Below are 19,797 nucleotides of genomic sequence, written 5' to 3'. Positions count from 1 at the left end.
CTACGGTTTTCTGCGTGCGAAACAGAAACGGGCGTCAGAGTTGGCGGATGTCGACGAAGCTGCCGCGGGTCGTGTGGCGCAGGCGCGGCAGGGCATCTAGGATGGCGCGCGCGGCGTTTTCCGGGTCGGGCATGTCCGGGGTACCGCGCGCCGCCTTCAGGCGCTGGAGCACCGGGAAGCTCTCGCGGTCGGCCTCGTCGCACAGGTAGTCCTGCATCGTGGTGTCGACCAGGCCCGGGGCGAAGGCGTTGATGGCGGTCTCTTCGGGGAATTCGTGGGCGTAGAGCTGCATCATCATGTTCAGCGCGGCCTTGGACAGCGAATAGCCGCTCCAGCCGGCATGCCCGGAGACCGACGCGCCGGAGGAGATCGCGATGATCTGGCCGACGGCCACGCGATGCTTCAGCAGCGCGTCGAGGATGACCTTGTTGGCGAAGGTGTTCACGTCCATCAGCAGGCGCAACTCGTCCATCGGCGCGTCCTGCATGCGCTGCATGTGGCCCAGTAGCCCGGCGTTGAGTATCACCAGATCCAGCGACTCCACGCCCTGCAACAGGCGTTCCATTGCGTCCTGTGTGGCGCCGAAATCGCTTAGGTCCACCTGTTCGTCGCCACTCACCCCGGCCTCGGGGCAGCCGCGCCGGCTCATGCCGTAGACCCGTGCACTCTGTTCCAGCAGAACCCGGGTCATGCCCAGGCCGAGGCCGCTCGAGTTGCCGGTCACCAGTGCGGAAGCAATGCTGCGCTCTTGCATGAGTTCCTCCTTGTCTTGGACTGAATAGAATGTGCAGATCGTCTACCACGATGCCAGGGAAGCACTGATTAATGTACACGCGCGCGCTGGAGTCGATTCATCCGTGTTCTCCTTTGGCCACCGCTTGAGAGATCACACCTGGATGGAGCCCCGAACACTCTACCGCCTGCCGGCTGATGCGGGCAGCTTCCGCCGGGCCGGCGAGTGGTTGCTGGCTGCGGCGGCGCATGCTCCCGTGTTGTGGGTGGGCTGTTCCGGGCCTGAGGGGGTCCCGCGGGTGGCACCCGCGCAGATGGGCCACTGGCTAGGGCGGGAGGTCCAGGCGCTGGTGTTCGAGTCGCACGCTCCCCTTGCCGTGGATGCCCTGGTGATGGCCGCGGGCCTGCTGCGTGGGGGCGGGGCGCTGTTGATCCTCGATGATGGGGTGCGTGAAGGGGCCTTCTCCCGCCGTTGGCAGGCCGCGCTGGCCGATGCCTGGGTGAACAGCCTGGACGCTTCGTGTCCGGTTGCCGCGCTGCCGGCGATCCCAGCAAGTCCGGCACTCCCCTTTGCCTGGACGCCGGATCAGGTGGCCGTCCTCGAGCGTCTGGATCGTCTGGCCCCGGGAAATTGCCTGGTGCTGATTGCGCCGCGCGGGCGGGGCAAATCAACCGTGCTGGGCGAGTACCTGGGCGCCGCGCTGCAGCGGGGCGCTGCGGGAATTACATTGACCGCCCCGGGGCGGGGGGCGGTGGATGCCCTGCTGCAGCGTGCCCGGCAATGGACGCGTGCGCCGGACCCGGGGGAGGTGTTCATGGCGCCGGATGTCCTGCGGCAGGCGCCGGAATCGCCGGATACCCTGATGATCGACGAGGCGGCGAACCTGCCCGTGGATCGACTGTTGCGGCTGGCTCGACGCGCACGGCGCCTGGTGCTGGCGACCACGACCGGCGGCTTCGAGGGGAGCGGGCAGGGCTTTCGGCTGCGTGCGCTGCCGGCCTTGGAGGGGGCGGGCTTTTGCGTACGGCTACAGACCCTGGATACACCGGTCCGCTGGGCCCCGGGCGATCCGCTCGAGGACTGGCTGAATCGGCTGTTCCTGCTGGAGGCGGTGAGTCGCCCCCCGGTCTCCCAGGCTGTACGGCTGCGCTGGAGCACGGGCACGGCGCTCGCGGACACGCCGCAAACCCTGGAGGCGGTAATGGGCCTGCTGGCAGATGCCCATTACCGCACACGGCCCTCCGATCTGGCGCGCTGGCTGGATGATGCGGGTGTTCACCTGTTGCTGCTGGAAGGGGCGGCGGATGGCGCCCTGTTCGGGGTGGTTTTGATCCAGGAAGAGGGCGGACTGGAGCGCGCGCTAGCCGAAGCGGTTTGGTCGGGCGAACGGCGCCCGCAGGGGCATTTCCTGCCGTGCACCGTTGCGGCCCGGGGTGACTTCGACCTGGCGGGGGAGGGCGCGTGGCGCATTCAGCGCATTGCGGTGCATCCGCACTGGCAGGGGCAGGGCCTGGGGAGTCGTCTGTTGCGTGCGGTCGAGGACCGGGCTGGTGCCAAGGGGGTGGCGCTGATTGGCGCGAGTTTCGGGCTGCAACCTGTGTTGCTGCACCTTTGGCAGCGCGCCGGTTATGGCCTGGTGCGAGTCGGCATCCAGCCGGATGCGGCCAGTGGCCAGGTGAGCGGCGTGGTCCTGCGTGCGACCGCGCCCCGATTGCAGCCCCGGCTGCAACAAGCATTGGCGGCCTTTCGGCGCGACTGGCCGGCCTGGCATCCACGGTTCCTGCTGGACACGACCGCAGCCATGGTGAGCGAAGTCCTTGGGGATCAGGATGCGAAGGGAGATTGTCGCTTGTCGCCGGTTGACCCGGTGGCGGATCTGAAGGAGGTCCGAGCCTTTTCCCAGCGGGCGCGGCCCCTGGAGTGGGCGCTTCCCGCGTTGCTGCGGCAGTTGGCGGTGGCGCCGCCGGACGAGCCGGAAGGTCAGCTGCTCGAGGCGAGCCTGGCGCAGCCCATCGACTGGGACCGACTGGCACGCGAGCTGGACGTTTCCGGGCGGCGCGGCGTGACCCGAAGGTTGCGTCGCGCCGCCCGGAACTGGCTGGAGGCCCGGAGTCTGTAACCCGCCCGGTCAGAGCCGGAACTGGGCCAGTGCCTGCTGGATCTCCTTCTCTACCTGCTTGAGCTCGTCGGAGGCGGCGCTGACGCGGTCGGCGGTATTGGCCGACTGATCCGCCTCGTCGGAGATCTGCACGATGTTGCGGTTGATGTCCTCGACTACCGTGCTCTGTTCGCGCGAGGCGACCGCGATCTGCTCGGTCATCTCCACGATCGTGGTCACCGACTGGCGGATCTGTTGCAGGGCACCGTTCACCTCGGAGGTGTGCTCCATGGTGGCCTCGGCCTCTTCCTGGCCGTGCTGCATGGCCTTCACCGCGCTGGTGGTGGCGGACTGCAGGCGCGCGATCATGGTCTCGATCTCGTCGGTGGATTCCTGCGTACGGGTCGCCAGCTTGCGTACCTCGTCGGCCACCACCGCGAAGCCGCGGCCGTGTTCACCGGCGCGGGCGGCCTCGATGGCCGCGTTCAGGGCCAGCAGGTTGGTCTGTTCGGCCACGCCGCGGATCACCTCGAGGATGGTCCCGATCTGCTTCGAGTCCTCGCCCAGCTTGGCCACGGTGTCGGCCGCCTGTTCGACCGTCCCGAGCAGCGAGGCCATGGACTCGATGTTCTTGCTCATCACCTCGGAGCCGTTGTTCACTGCATTCCCGGCCTCCTGGCCCGCCTGGGAGGTCGCATCGGTGTTGCGGGCGATCTCCTCGGCGCTGCTTTGCAGTTCGTTGATCGCGGTGGCGACGCGGTCGGTCTCGTCGCGCTGGCGCGAGACGGCCTCGCGGGCCTGGTAGGCCTCCTGGTTCAGGTTCTCGGTGGCGCGATTCAGCGTCTCGGTACCGCCGCGGGCATTGCCGATGGCCTGGGCGATCTTGTCGGTGAAGCGGTTGAAGGCCCGGCCCAGCTGTGCGGTTTCGATCAGGCCGTTCTCGTCCAGGCGACGGCTCAGGTCGCCATCGCCGTCCGCGATCTCCTCGAGTGCCGCGGTCGAGTGGGCCAGGGCGCGCCGGACCACCAGGATGATGAACACCGCGCCGGCCAAGCCCAGGATCACGCCAATCAGGGCCAGCACGCCCTGGGTGGTCTGGGTCGCGCGCATGTCGGCGGTCAGGGCGGCGGCGCTGCGCTCGGCGCGATTGGTAATCCGCTCGCTGAGCCCCTGCAGGTGGTCACGCGCCTCGATCAGACCGGGCCCGATCTCGGTACGGATCAGGTAGGCGTCTTGCAGCGCCTGTTCGCTGCCGTGGATCTCAATCAGGTCATCCAGCGCCGTGTTCTGGGTGTCCAGCGCCCCCTGAAAGTCCTCCAGCGCGATCTGCTGTTCGAAGTCCAGATCGTCGAACTGGTCCATCAGCTGTGCAGTGATGTCGTTGGTGCGAGTCGCGAACAGTCGGACATTCTCGCGGAAGGCATCGTCACGGAAGGCGATAAAGCCGCGCAGGTTCGAGGTGACCTGCACCACCGACATGCGCAGGTCATGCAGGGTGTCGAGACGATCCCAGGACCGCTGGAAGCGCGGGAGGCCCATCTCGGCGCTGATCATCATGTTGGTCTGCTGGGTCATCTCGCGGCTGGCAGGGTTGGCCCGGGCATTGGCGATTCCCAGCGCCGGCATGTTTTCGGCGGCGTTTTCGGCAACCTCGATCAGTCGGTCCTCGAAGCTGGCGAACTGGTTGACCAGCCGGCGGACCTCGGTTGCGCTGGCGGACAGCTCCTCGTCGGCGGCGATCACCGGGTTCTCGTTCAGGGCCCGGGTTGCGCCATCGAGGTCACGCATCGCGTTTTGCCACGCGTCGCGGTGGGACTGCTCCTCGCTCATCAGGTAGAACCCGAGAAACGCAGCGCTCTCCTGCAGCAATTGCTCGACGTCATTGACCCGGGCTACCGCCGGGTAGTCGGCCTGGGTGAGCTGCTCAACCCCTTGGCTGCCCGTACTCATCGCGCGCAGGGCCAGCAGGGAGTTGATGATCAAAATGGCAACCACCAGGCCAAAGCCGGCGATCAGCAGCCCCCGAATGGAGAGTTTGTCCAGCATGCGATGACTCCTTCTGGGCGCCTTGTGTCCGGCGCTTCACGAACCGGCCGCGGCCATTACGACCGCGGACTCGAAAGGTGGTTATTCAACCCCTGTTACGGCCGGCCGCGCTCAGAGTTGAGCCGGTTATTCAGGGCGTCGCCGCAGGGTAGACGTGCCGGGGCTCAGTCGGATTCCAGCTGTTCCCAGCGCTCGTAGCAGTGGGCCAGTTCTAACTCGACGGCTTCCAGCCGCGCCTGCAGTTCGCGCATGCGGTCACCGTCGCGCAGGGCATCCGGTTCGGTCATGGCCGTGGTCAGGCTTTGCTGTTCCTGTTCCAGGGCCTCGATCCGTGCCGGCAGGGCCTCCAGTTCGCGCGCGGTCTTGTAGGACCGTTTGCGTGGGGCCGCCGGTGCCGGCTCGGGTGCGGGCGCCGCGGGTTTGGCCGCGGGCTCGGCCTTCGCGGTCGCTCCGGACTCGCCCTCCAGCAGGCGCCGGGTGACCCGTTCGGGCAGGTCGGACCAGCCGCCGACGAACTCCTCGACCGCGCCATCGCCCGGCAGGACCAGGGTCGAGGTCGCGACGTTGTCGAGGAAAGAGCGGTCGTGACTGACCACGATAACGGTGCCGGTGTACTCGATCAGCAGCTGCTCCAGCAGCTCCAGCGTCTCCACGTCCAGGTCGTTGGTGGGTTCATCCAGCACCAGCAGATTGGCCGGGCGGAGGAACAGTTTGGCCAGCAGCAGGCGGTTGCGCTCGCCCCCCGACAGCGCCGATACCGGCTGGCGGGCACGCGCGGGCGGGAACAGGAAGTCTTCCAGATAGGACAGGATGTGGCGGCTCTCGCCGTTGACCATGACCCGGTCGCGGCCCTCGCCGACCGCATCCTGAACTGTGGTCGCCTCGTCCAGGCGGGCACGGGCCTGGTCGAAGTAGGCGATCTCCAGCTGGGTGCCCAGCTTGACGCTGCCTGCGAGCGGCTCCATCTGGCCCAGGAGCCCGCGCAGCAGGGTGGTCTTGCCGGCCCCGTTGGGTCCGACGATGCCCAGGGCATCCCCCCGCTGCAGCAGCAGGTTCACGTCGCGCACGATGGGGGTGTCGTAACCGAAATCGGCGTGTTCCGCCTCGATCACCAGGCGTCCGGAGCGTTGCTCCGGACTCAGCTTCATCTTCACCTGGCCGCCGCGTTCACGGCGTTCGGCACGCTTGCGACGCAATGCCTGAAGTGCCCGCACGCGGCCTTCGTTGCGGGTGCGTCGCGCCTTGATGCCCTGGCGCACCCAGACCTCCTCCTGGGCCAGCTTGCGGTCGAACTCCGCGCGCTGGGTGGCCTCCGTTTCCAGCCTTTCGGCCTGGCGCTCGCGGAAGGCCTCGATGGATGGTGGGTGCTCGTACAGATGCCCGCGGTCCAGCTCGAGGATGCGCGTGGCCACGCTCTCCATGAACTGGCGATCATGGCTGATGAACACCACGGTCAGTCCGCTTTCGATCAGGAACTGTTCCAGCCAGCGGATCGCGGCCACGTCCAGGTGGTTGGTGGGTTCGTCGAGCAGCAGCAATTGCGGGCGTTGCACCAGCTCGCGCGCCAGCCACACCCGTCGCTTCAGCCCGCCCGACAGCGCGGCGAACTGCGCCTCGGGATCCAGGCTCAGGTGCGAAATCGTGGTCTCCACCCGGTTCTGCAGACTCCAGCCGTCGATGGCGTCGAGTTTCGATTGCACTGGACCCATCTTGTCCAGGGCGTCCATGTCACCCGATGCCGCGGCCTGGCTCAGGTGGTGGAAACGTTCCAGCAACCGGCCGGCCTCGCCGAGGCCCTCGGCGACCACGTCAAAGACCGTGCCTTCGATCCCGGGCGGTAGTTCCTGGGTCAGGTAGGCGGTGGTCAGGCCATCCTGGCGGGTCAGTTCGCCGGAATCGGCCTGGGCCTCGCCGGTGATGACCTTGAGCAGGGTGGACTTGCCCTCGCCGTTGCGCCCGGCGATCGCGACGCGTTCGCCGGGCTCCAGGCTCATGTTGACGCCATCAAGCAGGGAGGCCATGCCGTAGGCCAGGTGGATGTTGCGCAGGGTGAGCAGTGCCATTCGAATTCCGGTCGCGAGCAAGTGTTGTTGCGGGCGCCAAGACTATCACCTTGGCGTGCCGTAGCGCGCACCGTGACGCCTTACAGGCTCGCCATCCCGGAGCAGGAATCGCATTCGTTCTGCCGCCTCCCGGGAGAGGCTGGCCCTGGTTCGTCGTCGGTGTTTACGGTGGCTTCGTCCGGCCGCCTGCGGCTCCGCTCAGACATCCAGCGCCTTGAATCCCGCGAAAAGCCTCTCCACTCGGCGCGACGACAACGGGGGGAAGGTCCAAACAACGGCCGTCCCGGCGATGTTGCTCATGGATGGAGGCTGGGTCTTCCGGCATCTTTGGCACGCTCGGCCTGCGGCCATGGCGTGCCGCGCCCGCGAAGCGGGCGCCGGGGGGCGTAGGATGTGATGAGCGCAGCGAATCGCATCACGGGTCCGCACGGCGCGGGGACCGGTGCGTTGCGCTGCGCTCAACCGCACCCTACGGGACAGGGGCTGGCTGCTGGTGTCCGGATACCGTCTGTCTTGACCTTCTCCTCCCGTATGGAGCCCCTCGCGGAGGGCGTGATGGGCTGGGAGAAGGCGCTGGATGTCTGAGCGAAGCGCAGCGTAGCGAGTTCAGCGCCGCCGGCCCAGCGCGTCCGGAGCGAGGTTCCCGGGCGAAATCCGGGTGCCCTTCTTTGGGTACTTTCTTGGGCAAGCAAGAAAGTACCTCGCGGTGCGCTCGCGAGAGAGCGCGTGGCAGGCGGCCGGACGAAGGCACCGTAAACACCGGAGGACGAACCCGGACCAGCCACAACAGGGCAGGCGGCTGGGCGAAGGCATGTAAGCACCGACGACGAGCCGTGGCCAGCCGGCGGAGTCGGCGGGGACGAGGCGGGCGTCAGGCTTCGCCCATGAGCCAGGCGCTCACGGCGCCGGCCAGGCTCATCAGCGCGAGCACGAAGATGGCGACTTCGGTGCCGGCCAGCTGGGCCAGCAGCCCGAACAGGCCGCCGATCAGTAGCAGGCCGCCGATGACGGTGTTGCTGACGGCGGTGAACGCGGCGCGCGTTTCCTGGGTTGCCATGTCGACCAGGTACGTCTTGCGGCCCAGACGCACGCCGGCATGGCTGACCCCGAGCAGGAAGAACAGGGTCGCATAGACCCAGCCGCCGGGGACCAGCGCATGGTCGGTGCCGACGGGCGCGAGCCAGACGCTCAGGGCGACCGCGATGCCGAGGCCGGCTGCAAGGAGTCCCGAGAGGATCAGGACCCAGCGGGCGGAGCGGTCGGACAGCCGGCCCCAGACCGGGGCGCTGACGGCCGAGGCCAGGCCGCTGGCGAGGATCAGCAGGCCCAGGGTGCCCAGATCACCGGCGGTCGCGTCCTCCGCGAGCAGGACGTAGAAGGGCAGTGCGAGGGCCGTGCTCATCAGCAGCGCGCGGGTCAGCACGAAGTGACCGAAGGCGCGGTCGGTCCACAGCAGGCGCATCGACTTGATGGCCTCGGTGACGGCGTTGCCGCCACCCTCGGTGGCACCCGGATCCTCGCGCAGCCGGGTGAAGGTCGCGGCGGCGACCCACCAGGCCCCGGCCGAGGCGGCCAGCAGGGCCACGAACACGCCTATGCCGGCCTCTTCCAGGTTCGCGAGCGTGAGGTAGATGCCCAGCCCCAGGGTGAAGAACCCGGCCAGCGACGCGGCGTAGCCCATCACCGTGCCGCGGCGATGCTTGGCGATGGTCTTGCCCAGCACGTCCTTGGCCGCGACCGAGTTGATCCCGCGCGAAAGCGCAAAGACCACCAGTAGCCCGAGGATGGCCCAGCCGGCGGCTGCACCCTCTAGGGTCAGCGCGACCACGGCCATGCCGGCCACCGCGAGCCCGGAGAGCAGGCTGCCGAGGATCCAGAAGCCCTTGCGGATGGCCCGCCGCCGGATGGCGGCGGCCACGAACAACTGCGGCAGCAGCGAGCCGGACTCGCGGATCGGGACCAGGAAGCCGGCGAAAGCGGCCGGGGCCCCCAGGGCGCCCAATAGCCAGGCGAGGACCAGGCGGGCCGAGGCCAGCTCGTCGCCGATCTTGCTCAGGGTGTTGGAGACCAGGTGGACGAAAAAGTTAGTCGGCTGGGCGCTGCAGGCGTTTTCCGGAATGTCCTTGCAGACGCGGGCGTCCTCGTCCCCGGCGATGGTCTCGTACAGGGAGACGATCGGGCGCGGCAGCTTGTCCGGGTCATGTTCGGCCATGGAGTCCTTCCGTTGCGTTGCCCCCGTCATTGTGAGGAGCGCAGTGACACGGCAACCTCCCACCGGAGCCACCGGGACCTGGCGCACTGCCAACTTCGGGAGGTTGCCACGTCGCCTTCGGCTCCTCGCAATGACGGCGGCTGACTAACGCCGCCCGGCCAACGGGTCGCTCGGATCGACGCTGTCGCGGAACGGTTTGCGGCGGTCGAGGTTGGTCAGCTGATAAACGTTGCCCAGCCAGTTGTTGATCACCGCCAGCGCGGTGTCGTGCCAGGTGTTGTCCAGGCGGTCCAGCAGCAGCGCCTCGGGCAGCGCCGGGATCTCGGTGCAGTGCTCCAGCGCGGCCTCGACCTGCTCGCGATGCTCGCCGAGGATCGCGGCGGCCTGCGGCATCAGGTAGTTCTCCGGCAACGGCGGGTAGGCGTCGCGTTCGCCCTGGATGTAGCGCACGACCTCGCGCTTGTATTCCTTGAGCAGGCTGATGGAGTCGTACTCCGGGTGGCCCTGGAAGAAGACCATGCGAAAGCCGTCCGGCGACGCGCCCAGGTGGATGCCGGACTGGTCGCTCTCCACCAGCACCCGAAGCCCGTGGCGTTCGAACTGTTCGCGCGAGACATCGTTGTAGCGCGAGTGCGGCACGTCGAAGCGGGTGTTCACGCCGGTGACCAGCGGGTGCCCGCGGTCCACCACGCGGTGCGGGAACACGCCCCACAGCTTTTCGCCCATGTGCCGGCGGTGTTCGCCGTAGCGTGCCTGCAGCACGGCGTGGGTGGCGAGGCAGGAGCAAAGCGTCGAGGTCACGTTTTCCCAGGCCCAGTCCACCACCTCGGCCAGCGGCTCCCAGAAGGGTTCCAGTGCCAGGTCCGGCTGGGTGACGTTGGCCCCGGTGATGATCAGCGCGTCGAGACCCTCTTTCTTCAGGTCCTCGAAGTCCTCGTAGTACTGCTTGATGTGATCGCGCCCCTTCGGCCCGCGCTTGAGCTGCGGCAGGGTGAACGGGTGGATATAGAACTGCGCGATCTGGTTGCTCTCGCCGATCAGGCGAAAGAACTGACGTTCGGTGGCCGACAGGGCGGCGTCCGGCATCATGTTCAGCAGCCCGATGTGCAGCGCACGGATCTCCTGCTGCTGCGCGAAGTCGCTGGGCAGTACGGTCTCGCCCTCGCTCTTCAGACGGGCAAAGGTGGGCAGATCGGAATAGGCGACAAGTGGCATTAGAGGCGTGCCTCCCGTTCCAGGGCCATGCAGACCAGGTCATCGAAGTCGGCCGCGTTGCGTACGCGCGCCAGCTCGGTGGTGCTGATGGTGTAGCCGTGGGTCTCGGCGATCGCCTCGTAGCGCGGCAGGCGCGCGCGGAACAGGCGCGAGAAGACCCAGCGCACGAAGGCGTCCGGATCGATCTGGGCGACGTAGTCCAGCCCCTCGTCACGCATGTATTCGGCCAGCTGCTGGTCGAGGAAGGCCTCGCGGTAGTACAGCGGCTTGGGGTCGCGCTCGGCGCGCTCGATCAGCTGGCGCTCGTCTTCGTCCGTTGCCTTGATGTACAGGATCAGGGTGTGCTCGGCCAGTGTCTCGAGCACGCCGGGGCTGTCCAGTTCGCAGACCGAGCCGCCGGCGTCATTGACGAAATGCGGGTAGCCGAACAGCGTTTGCGCCTTGTGGATGAAGTCCGGCACGTCGAGCATCGCCTGCACCTCGGCCTGGTGGTGCAGGGTCTGGCGGCGCTTGAATTCGGTCAGCGGCAGGCCGCCCAGCTCCGGGTTGCCGAGCTTGCCGAGGAAGCTCGCCACCGGGTGCAGGTTGTCCACGGTGATGTTGTTGATGATCTGGATCGAGTCCGAGCGCAACAGGTCGCGCAGGAACGGCACCGCCATCGCCTGGGCCTTGATGTTGTCCAGGATCGGCTCGCTCAGGTAGCGCGTTCCGATGCGATAGTCCCCCGAGTAGTGGAACCAGTCCTCGCGCCGGAGCATGTTGGACAGGCGCGTCTTGCCGACACCGGACATCCCCAGCAGGGTGATGCGGCGGTGCTCCTGGTTGCGGTATTCGTCGGGTGTCAGGCGCATGGGGACTCGATTAGCGTCGCAGGATGAACAGGATGCCGGCGATCACCGCCAGGCCGCTGATGACGTAATGGTCGTACTGGAACTGCAGCCCCAGCAGGCCGCGCAGGCCGAACAGGATCAGCCAGACGCCCAATAGAATGTTGCCGAGTATGCGCATCCCTGCGGAATCCTCCGGTTAGCGGATCAGTTGGCTCAGTTCGCGGAACTGCGGATCGGCCGCGTCGCGCAGCCATTCGAACAGCACCGATTCGTGGTTGGTAATGATGGCGCCGGCGGCGCGCAGGCGCTCCAGCCCGTTGCGCTTGCGCCCGGCGTCGCGCGAGCAGACCCCGTCCTCGACCACGAACACGGTCACGCCTGCGTCCAGCAACTCCAGCGCCGTCTGGGTCACGCAGATGTGCGTCTCCGAGCCGGTCAGGATGATCTGGTCGCCGCCTGTCAGGCGCGCGCGCAGGTCATCCTCGGCGCAGCAGGAGAAGGAGGTCTTGTCGGTGACCGAGCCGTAACCGTCGAGCGCTTGCTGCAGAGTGGCGGTGACTTCGCCCAGGCCCTGCGGATACTGACGCGAGACCTCGATCGGGATATCCAGCTTGCGTGCGGCCTCGATCAGACGGGCGGTATTGCGCTCGACCTCGTCCCGCGCGTCCGGCATGGCGGCCAGCAGGCGTTCCTGCAGGTCGATCAGGACCAGACGCGAGCGCGTACGCTCGCAGCGGGCTCGCGGATTGGAAGCGGCAGCGGCCATTACTCCAGCAGGCGGTTGATGGCCTCGAGATCGGTCACGCTCAGGCGGCCGGCGGCGCGCTGCAGGCGCAGCGACTCGCTGAGGAAGCCGTAGCGGGCCTCGGCGTAGTCGCGCTCGGCGCGGAAGACCTCGCGCAGGGCGAGCAGGACGTCGACCTGGGTGCGGGTGCCCACCTCGAAGCCGGCCTCGGCCGCCTCGAACGCGGACTGGGTGGAGGCCAGGGCCTGCTCCAGGGCACGCACGCGCGAGTTGTTGGAGATCACCGACAGATAAGCGCTGCGGGTGTCCTGGGTCGTGCGGCGTTCAACCAGCGACTGGCCTTCCTGCGCGGCCTGGAAATTCTCGCGCGCCTGACGGGTCAGGGCGCTGACACGACCGCCGGTGTAGAACGGGATCTCCAGCTGGATCCCGACCTGGGCTTCGGTGCCTTCGAAGAACATCGCCCCGCCGGTCGTGCCGGCATCAAGGCCGTGATAGCGGTTCTCGTTGACCGAGGCGTTCAGGTTGATGCGTGGCAGGCCCTCGGCGCGCTGGCGCTGGATCTGCTCGCGCGCGCTCTCTGTGCTCAGACGCTGGGCGGCCAGTTCCAGGTTGTTCGCCAGGGCGATATCCACCCAGGCCTGCGGGTCGGCCGGATCCGGCGGGGTCAGCTCGGCGTCGTCGCGCAGCATGTCGAGCTGCTCCCAGTAGGTATTGGTGATCACCGCGAGCTGTTCGCGGGTCAGGTCCAGCTGGTTTTCGGCGCTGATGCGCTCGGCCTCGGCAAGGTCGCGCTGGGCCTGGGCCTCGGTGACGTCGGTGCGTGCGACCAGGCCGACCTCAAAGCGGCGTTCGGTCTGTTCCAGCTGGCGCTCGATTGCCTCGACCTCGGCCTCGCGAAAGGCCAGGGTCTCCTGTGCGATCAGTACGTCGAAATAGGCCTGGGAGACGCGCAGGATCAGGTCCTGACGGGCGGAATCCAGTTCCGCCTCGGCGCGGGCGATCTCGAGATCCACCTGCACAAGATCAATGTAGTTGCGGCGGTCGTAGATGCTCTGCGAGAGATTGACGCCAAAGCTGGTCTGGCGACCGTCGAGGCTGCCGGTTTGCGAATCGCGGTCGTCGCGGTAGAACGCGCCGGCCTCGGCCTGCCCGGAGATCTGTGGCAGCAGGGCAGAGCGAGTGATCGGGCGATTTTCCAGCACGCCGCGGTATTCCGCCTCGGCGGTGCGCAGCTCCGCGTCTTCCGTGGCGGCGCGCTCGTAGACCTCCAGGAGGCTCGAGGCGGCGGCGGGGGCCGAGATCACAAGGGCCAGCCCGGCGGTGGCGAGAAGCGACGGCAGACGGTTCATGGACGCGACTCCGGAAGGATATTAGGAAAAGCCTATCCTATCAGAGCCGGTTCGGGCATGGGATCTCCACCCCATGCTGCCCGCGCCTGAAATGGGCACCCCGGGCGCCGCTCAGAATTCGAAGGCGGGCTTTGGCTCGAAGCCCACCAGCGGCTTCACGCGGGTCTCGAACAGCTCCTCGTGGCGGCAGCCGTCCTCGGTGGTGCGGATGATCAGCTGGGCCTCCATGATCGGACCGTCACCGGTAATCACGAACAGTCGCCCGCCCAGAGTCAGGTAGGGCTCGAGGAAGTCGTCATATTCGGTCATGCCGCCGGTCAGGATGATCGCGTCGTAGCGCGGGCGCGGCGGGGTCCAGTCGGGGGTCACCGAGGCGGTGCGCAGTTGCGCGTTCTCGATGCCGAGATCGGTCAGGCGGTTGCGGGCGGCCAGGCGCAGCTCGTCGATGCGCTCGACGCTGTCGACCTGGGCCGCCAGATGGGACAGGCAGGCCGTGACGTAGCCGGAACCGGTGCCGATCTCCAGCACGGTTTCGGTCGGCTGCGGCGACACGGCCTGCAGCAGGCGGCCGATCACGACCGGCGGCAGGGTGTTCTCGTCGTGCCCCAGGGGGATCTCGGAATCGGCGTACGCCAGGGCCTGATAGGGCTCGGGCATGAAACGCTCGCGCGGGAGCGTTTCCATTACGTCCAGTACACGGGTGTCCAGCACGTCCCAGGGGCGGACCTGCTGTTCGACCATGTTGATCCGGGCCTTGGCGTAATCCATCGCAGTTTCCTCAGTGCGCTCGACAGCCGCGAAAGAGTACGTTCACGGGCCGAAACAGGCAAGTAGGAGCCTGCTCGCAGGCGAATGCCCCTGCCCGCGTCGGACTCTGGCGGGGGCATTCGCCTGCGAGCAGGCTCCTACGCGTCGGGGTGTTCGTCGAGGGCGGCGGCAATGGCGCGAACGCGCTCGCGCTGCAGGGCCTCGCCCAGTGCCTTGCCCTTGTGTCCCTCGGCTATCAGGGCCGCCGGCTGCACGCCTTGCGCGGCCGCCACTGCGCGGCGCACCGCGTCGGCCTGTGGATAGGGCTTGTCTTCCCAGCCGGTGCGGCCGCGGAAGTCCGCCTCCACCGCCAGCAGGAAGGGCTCCACGTTCTCCGGGCGGCGCAGGACGTCCAGGCCGTCGACCAGCTTCATCAGGGTCTTCGGGCGCAGCTCGAATACGCGATGCACCAGCCCGTGGTAGCGCGCCACGCGCACCGCCAGGTCGCGGTAGCGATTGGGTATGCGCAGGCGTTCGGTCAGGGCGCGGATCAGGTCCACCCCGCGTTCCTCGTGCCCGTGATGGCTGGGCAGGATCTCCGGGTCAGTGGTGCCCTTGCCGAGGTCGTGCACCAGCGCGGCGAAACGGACCTCCGGTGCATCGGAAAGCTGGGTCGCCTGGTCCAGCACCATCAAGGTATGCACGCCGGTGTCGATCTCCGGGTGGTAGCGCTCCGGCTGCGGCACGCCGAACAGCCGCTCGATCTCGGGGAACAGGACGGCGAGTGCCCCGGCCTCGCGCAGCACCTCCAGAAAACGCCGTGGTGCCGGACTCTTCAGGGCCTTCTCGCATTCCGCCCAGACGCGTTCGGGTACCAGGGCGTCGACCTCGCCGGAGGTGACGAGCTCGCGCATCAACGTCAGCGTGTCGGGCGCGACCTCGAAGCCCCATGGCGCAAGCTGGGCGGCAAACCGCGCCACGCGCAGCAGGCGCACCGGGTCCTCGGCGAAGGCGGGGGAGACATGCCGCAGTCGGCGCGCCTCCAGGTCGGCCTGGCCGTTGTAGGGGTCGATCAAGCGGCCGTCGGCGTCCTCGGCCATCGCGTTGATGGTGAGATCGCGGCGTTCGAGATCGTCCTCCAAGGTGACCTCGGGCGAGGCATTGAACTGGAAGCCGTGATAGCCGCGTGCGGTCTTGCGCTCGGTGCGCGCCAGCGCGTATTCCTCGTGGGTTTCGGGATGCAGGAAGACCGGGAAGTCGCGCCCGACCGGCCGAAAGCCATTGGACTCCATCGCCTCCGGCGAGCTGCCGACAACGACGTAGTCGCGCTCCGTGAACGGGCGCCCTAGCAGGCGGTCGCGAACCGCACCGCCGACGAGATAGGTCTGCATGGCGGTTACCGGTTCACCCTTCGATCAGCCGCGGCTGGCCCCGCGATTGAGCGTGCGCAGGTGCTGCATGCGGGCCTCGCGCCCCGCGCCCCCACCGCCCAGATAGCTGGGGGCAATGGATTCTAAGCGGGTCGGGCAGGGCAGCTGCTGTTCGCCGTCGCAGACCGAGTCGATGGTCAGCGAGGCGAAGTTGTCGCGCGACAACGGCTTGCCGGGCACGAACTCGAGCACGCTGGCCTGCAGCTTGCCGGCCCAGTCGGGCAGGCCGATTACTGGGCGCCGGTGGCCGGAGACCCGGCCCACATACCGCACCAGGTCGCCCAGGGTGTAGGTCTTCGGGCCGCACAGCTCGAAGCCCTGGCCGAAGGTATCCTGGTCTTCCAGGGCCTCGACGAAGTGCTCGGCCACATCGCCCACGAACACCGGGGCGAAGCGCGCCCGGGCACGCGCCAGTGGCATCACGGGCGAGAATTTCAGCAGCGTCACGAAGCGGTTCAGGAAGGAGTCTTCCGGCCCGAAGATGACGGAGGGGCGGAAGACAGTGACCGCCAGGGATTCGCTGGCGAACACGGCCTGCTCGGCCGCACCCTTGCTGCGCAGGTAGTGGCTGGGGGCGTCGTCCATGTCCGCCTTCAGCGCGCTCATCTGCAGGAAGCGGCGCACGCCCTGCGACTCGGCGGCGGCCAGGGCCTTCTCGGTCAGCTCGGTGTGGGCGGCGCGGAAGCCGGCCCCACTGTGGCCACGCTCGTTGAGGATGCCGACCAGGTTGATCACCGCGTCCTGGCCCGCGAACAGGCGTTCCAGGGTGGCGGGATCATGGGCGCTGCCCTCGACCAGGTCGACCTCGGGGTTGACCAGGAGGTCGCGATGGCGGTGCGGGCGGCGCGACAGCACGCGGACCTTCAGGCCGCGGTCAATCAGTCGGCGGATGATGTGGTGGCCGACAAAGCCCGTGCCGCCGAGCAGGCAGACATTGCGAATCGAATCGATCGACATGGGGCAAGGTCCTTCCGAAAGCGAATGCGGATCGTCTTATACTCGGGTGACCCGCATTGTTCAAACTAGCAAATAGTTGACCTGTGTTTCCCGTGGCCTGTTTCCGGGTCACCAATCCGAGGCGCCGACATGACCGAACTGACCGCGATCAACCCTGCGACCGGCGAGATGCTCGCGCGTTATCCCCGCATGGATCGGGACGGGCTGGAGGCCGCCCTGGCACGCGCGGCCAGCGCCGCACCGGACTGGGCGGCACGCCCGGTGGCGGAGCGCGCCGCCCGCCTGCACGACCTGGCCGGGGTGCTGCGCGACGCGCGCGAGACCCTGGCGACCACCGCCACCCGCGAGATGGGCAAGCGGCTGGTCGAGGCGCGCGCCGAGGTCGACAAGTGTGCCAACGCCTGCGAGTACTACGCCGAGCACGGCCCGGACTTGCTGCAGGACACGATGATCGCCTCGGATGCGAGCCGTTCCTTCATCGCCTGGCAGCCACTGGGGACCGTGTTGCTGGTGATGCCCTGGAACTTTCCCTACTGGCAGGCCTTTCGCCAGGCGATCCCGGCCACGCTGGCCGGCAATACCGTGCTGCTGAAGCACGCGTCCAATGTCCCCGGATGTGCCGAACATCTGGAACGGGTGTTCACAGCGGCCGGTTTTCCCGAGGGCGTGTTCCGCAACCTGCCGGTTGGCTCCGATGCGGTGGAGGGCATCATCTCTGACCGTCGCGTGCAGGGCGTCAGCCTGACCGGCTCCGAAGGCGCCGGCCGCGCGGTGGGGGCTGCGGCCGGCAAGGCCCTGAAGTCCTCGGTGCTGGAACTGGGCGGCTCGGATGCCTTCGTCGTGCTGGCGGATGCCGATCTCGACCACACCGTGGAGCAGGCGGTACGCGGGCGCTTCCAGAACAACGGCGAGACCTGCATCGCCGCCAAGCGCTTCATCGTCGAGGAGGCCATCGCGGATGCCTTCGTCGAACGCTTCCAGGCGGCCATCGAGGCCCTGGTCATCGGGGATCCGATGGACGAGGGAACGAACATCGGACCGCTGGCGCGCGATGACCTGCGTAGCGAGTTGCACGACCAGGTGACTCGCAGCGTGGCGGCCGGCGCCCGCCTGGTGGCGGGTGGCGAGCCCCGCGACGGGGCGGGGTACTTCTACCCGCCCACGCTACTGGATGCCGTGGAGCCCGGCATGGCGGCCTTCGACGAGGAGACCTTCGGCCCGGTCGCGGCGGTCACCCGGGCGCGCGACGCGGATCATGCCATCGAGCTCGCCAACCGCTCGCGCTTCGGCCTGGGCGGCAGCGTCTGGACCGCCGATCCGGTACGTGGCGAGGCCCTGGCTCGGCGTCTGGAATGCGGCTGCGCCTTCGTCAACGGCATCGTCAAGAGCGACCCGCGCCTGCCCTTCGGCGGCGTGAAGGACTCCGGCTACGGCCGCGAACTCTCCGAGCTCGGCATCCGCGAATTCGTCAACGCCAAGACCATCTGGGTCGGTTGATCGGTGCCCATCGAAGGTTGATCCGCGTCGCCTCGAGTATGTGGGTCTAGTGGGCCGGGGTGGGCCTCGACTTCGCGCGGTAGAGGCCGAGCTCGAGACGGTGGTGGCGGTCGGCGTGATCGCGCTTCTCGAGGATGCGGGCGATCAGGGGCTGGTCCTGGTCCAGTAGCTGGGCGGCCAGGCCGTTGCGGTCGCGAGGCAGATAGCCCAGGTGATGGTCCATCCAGCGCACGGCGACGGCCCGGCCGTCGTGGGTGTTGGTGCGTTCGCGTTCCACGGTCAGGGCCTGGCCGCGCTTGAGGATCTCCCACAGCCGGGGCGCCTCGTGGTGGCGGAAGCCGGCCAGGGGGATGCGGTCCAGCAGTTCCTCGGTGGTGGCGGTGCGGTTGTAGGTGCCGCGCTCGGCGTAGTAGCCGGCGAGCGGCGGGACGGGGCGTGCCTGGCGGTTGTGCGACATGTTCGGACTCCTCGGTGTTGCCTGGGTGTCCGTTGTAGCACCGGGGGTGGCTCACAGGATGAGCCACCCCCGAAATCGGTTCTTATCCGTTGGCCTAGGGAAACACGGATTAATGTACACACTCGCGTTGGTACCCCAGGTTTTCCGAGCCAAGGCGCGGCGCGCAGCCGGTAGTGGTTCTACCGGCCCGTTTTTGACCGATTCGGGCCGCAACGCAGGATCGGGGAACCTGGGGTGCCAACCCCGAAGGGGCTCGGCCTCTTTTGCGCACGCACGGCGTTGCGGCTCCCTTGTGCAGAATGACTGCACGGCGGTCGCCGCGCCTTGTTCGCACGCAAAAGCGACTCGAGCGCGAGCGTGTACATTAATCCGTGTTTCCCTAGGTGTACTGGTGAGCGGCGCGCGCGAGGTCGCTGGCCACGCGCTGGCGCAGGTCGACGGGCGCCAGCACCTCGACGCCCGGGCCGTGGCGCAGGATCTCCTGGACCAGCTCGGTCGGGTCGGCGTAGGGAATACGGAGGCGATACGCGTCGCCCTCGTATTCGCCGATCTGCTCCGGGTGCCAGATCTCGTCGGCGACCCAGCGGGCATGTTCCGGGGTGAAACGCAGCACGGCCCATTCCTGTGCGGGACCGGTGAAGATGCCAAAGGCGTCCCCGGTATGAGCATCCAGGGTCGCCTCGTCGATGGTGCGGTAGGCGGACTCCACCGGATGCACCGAGCGGATGCGCTCCAGGGCGAAGGTGCGCAGGTCCCGGGCCTGCTCGCACCAGGCGATCAGGTACCAGTTGTCGCGGTAGTACAGCAGGCGCTGCGGGTGCACGACGCGACAACTCGCGGCGTCCCGGGCACGGCCGTGATACTCGATCTCGACGGGGTGCTCGTCCAGGGTCGCAGCGGCCACGGCCTGAAAGCTTTCGCCGCGGCTGCCGCGCTGGGCCAGCGGCTGGATGCGGATGCGGCGGCGCACGGTGTCCGGCTGGTGCCCGCCGCTGGCGAGCAGCTCGCGGATGCGGCCCTTTAGCGGCCCCAGCGTGGGCGCCAGCAACCCGGGCTGCACGTCCTCCAGGAGTTGTTCCATGGTCAGCAGCGCCAGCAGCTCGGATTCGTTGAACCACAGCCCCGGCAGCTCGAACGCCGGGGCATCCTGCGCGTAGCGGTAGCCATTGGCCTGGGCATCGTATTCGATGGGCGCCTGCATGAAGTCGCGCATGTATTCGAGGTCGCGCTTGACGGTCGCGCGCGAGACCTCGAGACGCTCCATCAGGTCCGCCAGCGAGGGCGGCCGCCGCCCCTGCAACAATCGGTGCAGGTGAAAGATGCGCTCGGCGCGATTCACGGGCGGGCCAGGGGTCGATGCATGCCCGGGGACGCTACCCATTCGCCCGGGCACCCGCAAGCGACGCGCCGGGGCG

At 68.0% G+C, this 19,797-nt stretch carries 16 protein-coding genes and 1 pseudogene; 3 read left to right on the top strand and 14 right to left on the bottom strand.

Annotation, left to right across the window (positions count from 1 at the left end; translation table 11 throughout):
* Positions 1–34: 34 nt before the first annotated feature.
* The gene (locus D575_RS0104775; RefSeq protein ID WP_018144775.1) at positions 35–754 is read right to left on the bottom strand and encodes an SDR family NAD(P)-dependent oxidoreductase; all 720 of its coding nucleotides are present in this window, start codon (positions 752–754) and stop codon (positions 35–37) included.
* Between the two features lie 142 nt (positions 755–896).
* Here D575_RS0104775 and D575_RS0104770 point away from each other — a divergent pair, with 142 nt between their 5' ends.
* Positions 897–2,852, top strand: a complete 1,956-nt coding sequence (locus D575_RS0104770) for a GNAT family N-acetyltransferase (RefSeq protein ID WP_026182046.1) — start codon at positions 897–899, stop codon at positions 2,850–2,852.
* A gap of 9 nt (positions 2,853–2,861) precedes the next feature.
* Here D575_RS0104770 and D575_RS0104765 read toward each other — a convergent pair whose 3' ends face one another.
* Entirely contained in the window at positions 2,862–4,877 is a 2,016-nt protein-coding gene (locus D575_RS0104765; protein WP_018144773.1) for a methyl-accepting chemotaxis protein, read from the bottom strand.
* 164 nt (positions 4,878–5,041) lie between these two features.
* Entirely contained in the window at positions 5,042–6,940 is a 1,899-nt protein-coding gene (locus tag D575_RS0104760; protein ID WP_018144772.1) for an ATP-binding cassette domain-containing protein, read from the bottom strand.
* A gap of 302 nt (positions 6,941–7,242) precedes the next feature.
* On the opposite strand from D575_RS0104760, the pseudogene D575_RS14525 reads away from it, so the two are divergent.
* Positions 7,243–7,525, top strand: a pseudogene (locus tag D575_RS14525) (hypothetical protein).
* A gap of 286 nt (positions 7,526–7,811) precedes the next feature.
* Here D575_RS14525 and D575_RS0104755 read toward each other — a convergent pair.
* From D575_RS0104755 to D575_RS0104715, 9 genes are all read right to left on the bottom strand, one after another.
* Positions 7,812–9,152, bottom strand: coding sequence for an MFS transporter (locus D575_RS0104755; protein ID WP_018144771.1), 1,341 nt, complete (start codon positions 9,150–9,152; stop codon positions 7,812–7,814).
* Positions 9,153–9,296: 144 nt separating this feature from the next.
* Positions 9,297–10,367, bottom strand: a complete 1,071-nt coding sequence (locus D575_RS0104750) for a homoserine O-succinyltransferase (RefSeq protein WP_018144770.1) — start codon at positions 10,365–10,367, stop codon at positions 9,297–9,299.
* Positions 10,367–11,218, bottom strand: a complete 852-nt coding sequence (locus tag D575_RS0104745; RefSeq protein ID WP_018144769.1) for a hypothetical protein — start codon at positions 11,216–11,218, stop codon at positions 10,367–10,369. Before D575_RS0104745 ends, D575_RS0104750 begins: the two co-directional genes overlap by 1 nt.
* A gap of 10 nt (positions 11,219–11,228) precedes the next feature.
* Positions 11,229–11,375 carry a hypothetical protein gene (locus tag D575_RS14455; protein ID WP_018144768.1) on the bottom strand — a complete coding sequence of 49 codons (147 nt, stop codon included), beginning with the start codon at positions 11,373–11,375 and terminating at the stop codon, positions 11,229–11,231.
* Between the two features lie 18 nt (positions 11,376–11,393).
* A complete protein-coding gene (locus tag D575_RS0104735; RefSeq protein WP_018144767.1) occupies positions 11,394–11,963 on the bottom strand; it encodes an isochorismatase family protein in 570 nt (189 codons plus the stop codon).
* The gene (locus D575_RS0104730) at positions 11,963–13,294 is read right to left on the bottom strand and encodes a TolC family outer membrane protein (RefSeq protein ID WP_018144766.1); all 1,332 of its coding nucleotides are present in this window, start codon (positions 13,292–13,294) and stop codon (positions 11,963–11,965) included. Before D575_RS0104730 ends, D575_RS0104735 begins: the two co-directional genes overlap by 1 nt.
* 111 nt (positions 13,295–13,405) lie before the next feature.
* Positions 13,406–14,062, bottom strand: coding sequence for a protein-L-isoaspartate O-methyltransferase (locus D575_RS0104725; RefSeq protein WP_018144765.1), 657 nt, complete (start codon positions 14,060–14,062; stop codon positions 13,406–13,408).
* A 137-nt stretch (positions 14,063–14,199) separates the two neighbouring features.
* Positions 14,200–15,432 (bottom strand): multifunctional CCA addition/repair protein, encoded by a 1,233-nt coding sequence (locus tag D575_RS0104720; protein WP_018144764.1) that lies wholly within the window; start codon positions 15,430–15,432, stop codon positions 14,200–14,202.
* Between the two features lie 24 nt (positions 15,433–15,456).
* Positions 15,457–16,428, bottom strand: a complete 972-nt coding sequence (locus D575_RS0104715; protein ID WP_018144763.1) for a complex I NDUFA9 subunit family protein — start codon at positions 16,426–16,428, stop codon at positions 15,457–15,459.
* 129 nt (positions 16,429–16,557) lie between these two features.
* Here D575_RS0104715 and D575_RS0104710 point away from each other — a divergent pair, with 129 nt between their 5' ends.
* Positions 16,558–17,925, top strand: coding sequence for an NAD-dependent succinate-semialdehyde dehydrogenase (locus tag D575_RS0104710; RefSeq protein WP_018144762.1), 1,368 nt, complete (start codon positions 16,558–16,560; stop codon positions 17,923–17,925).
* A gap of 46 nt (positions 17,926–17,971) precedes the next feature.
* Here D575_RS0104710 and D575_RS0104705 read toward each other — a convergent pair whose 3' ends face one another.
* A complete protein-coding gene (locus D575_RS0104705) occupies positions 17,972–18,382 on the bottom strand; it encodes an HIRAN domain-containing protein (protein ID WP_018144761.1) in 411 nt (136 codons plus the stop codon).
* Between the two features lie 379 nt (positions 18,383–18,761).
* Positions 18,762–19,721: a YafY family protein gene (locus D575_RS0104700; RefSeq protein ID WP_018144760.1), complete on the bottom strand. Its 960-nt coding sequence runs from the start codon at positions 19,719–19,721 to the stop codon at positions 18,762–18,764.
* Between the last annotated feature and the right edge of the window lie 76 nt (positions 19,722–19,797).

Origin of the sequence: Thioalkalivibrio sp. AKL6, from assembly GCF_000376905.1 — a bacterium.
In the GTDB taxonomy this organism is placed as follows: Bacteria; Pseudomonadota; Gammaproteobacteria; order Ectothiorhodospirales; family Ectothiorhodospiraceae; genus Thioalkalivibrio; species Thioalkalivibrio versutus.
The sequence above is the reverse complement of the archived record's forward strand: the minus strand, read 5'-3'. Positions and strand labels throughout refer to the sequence as shown.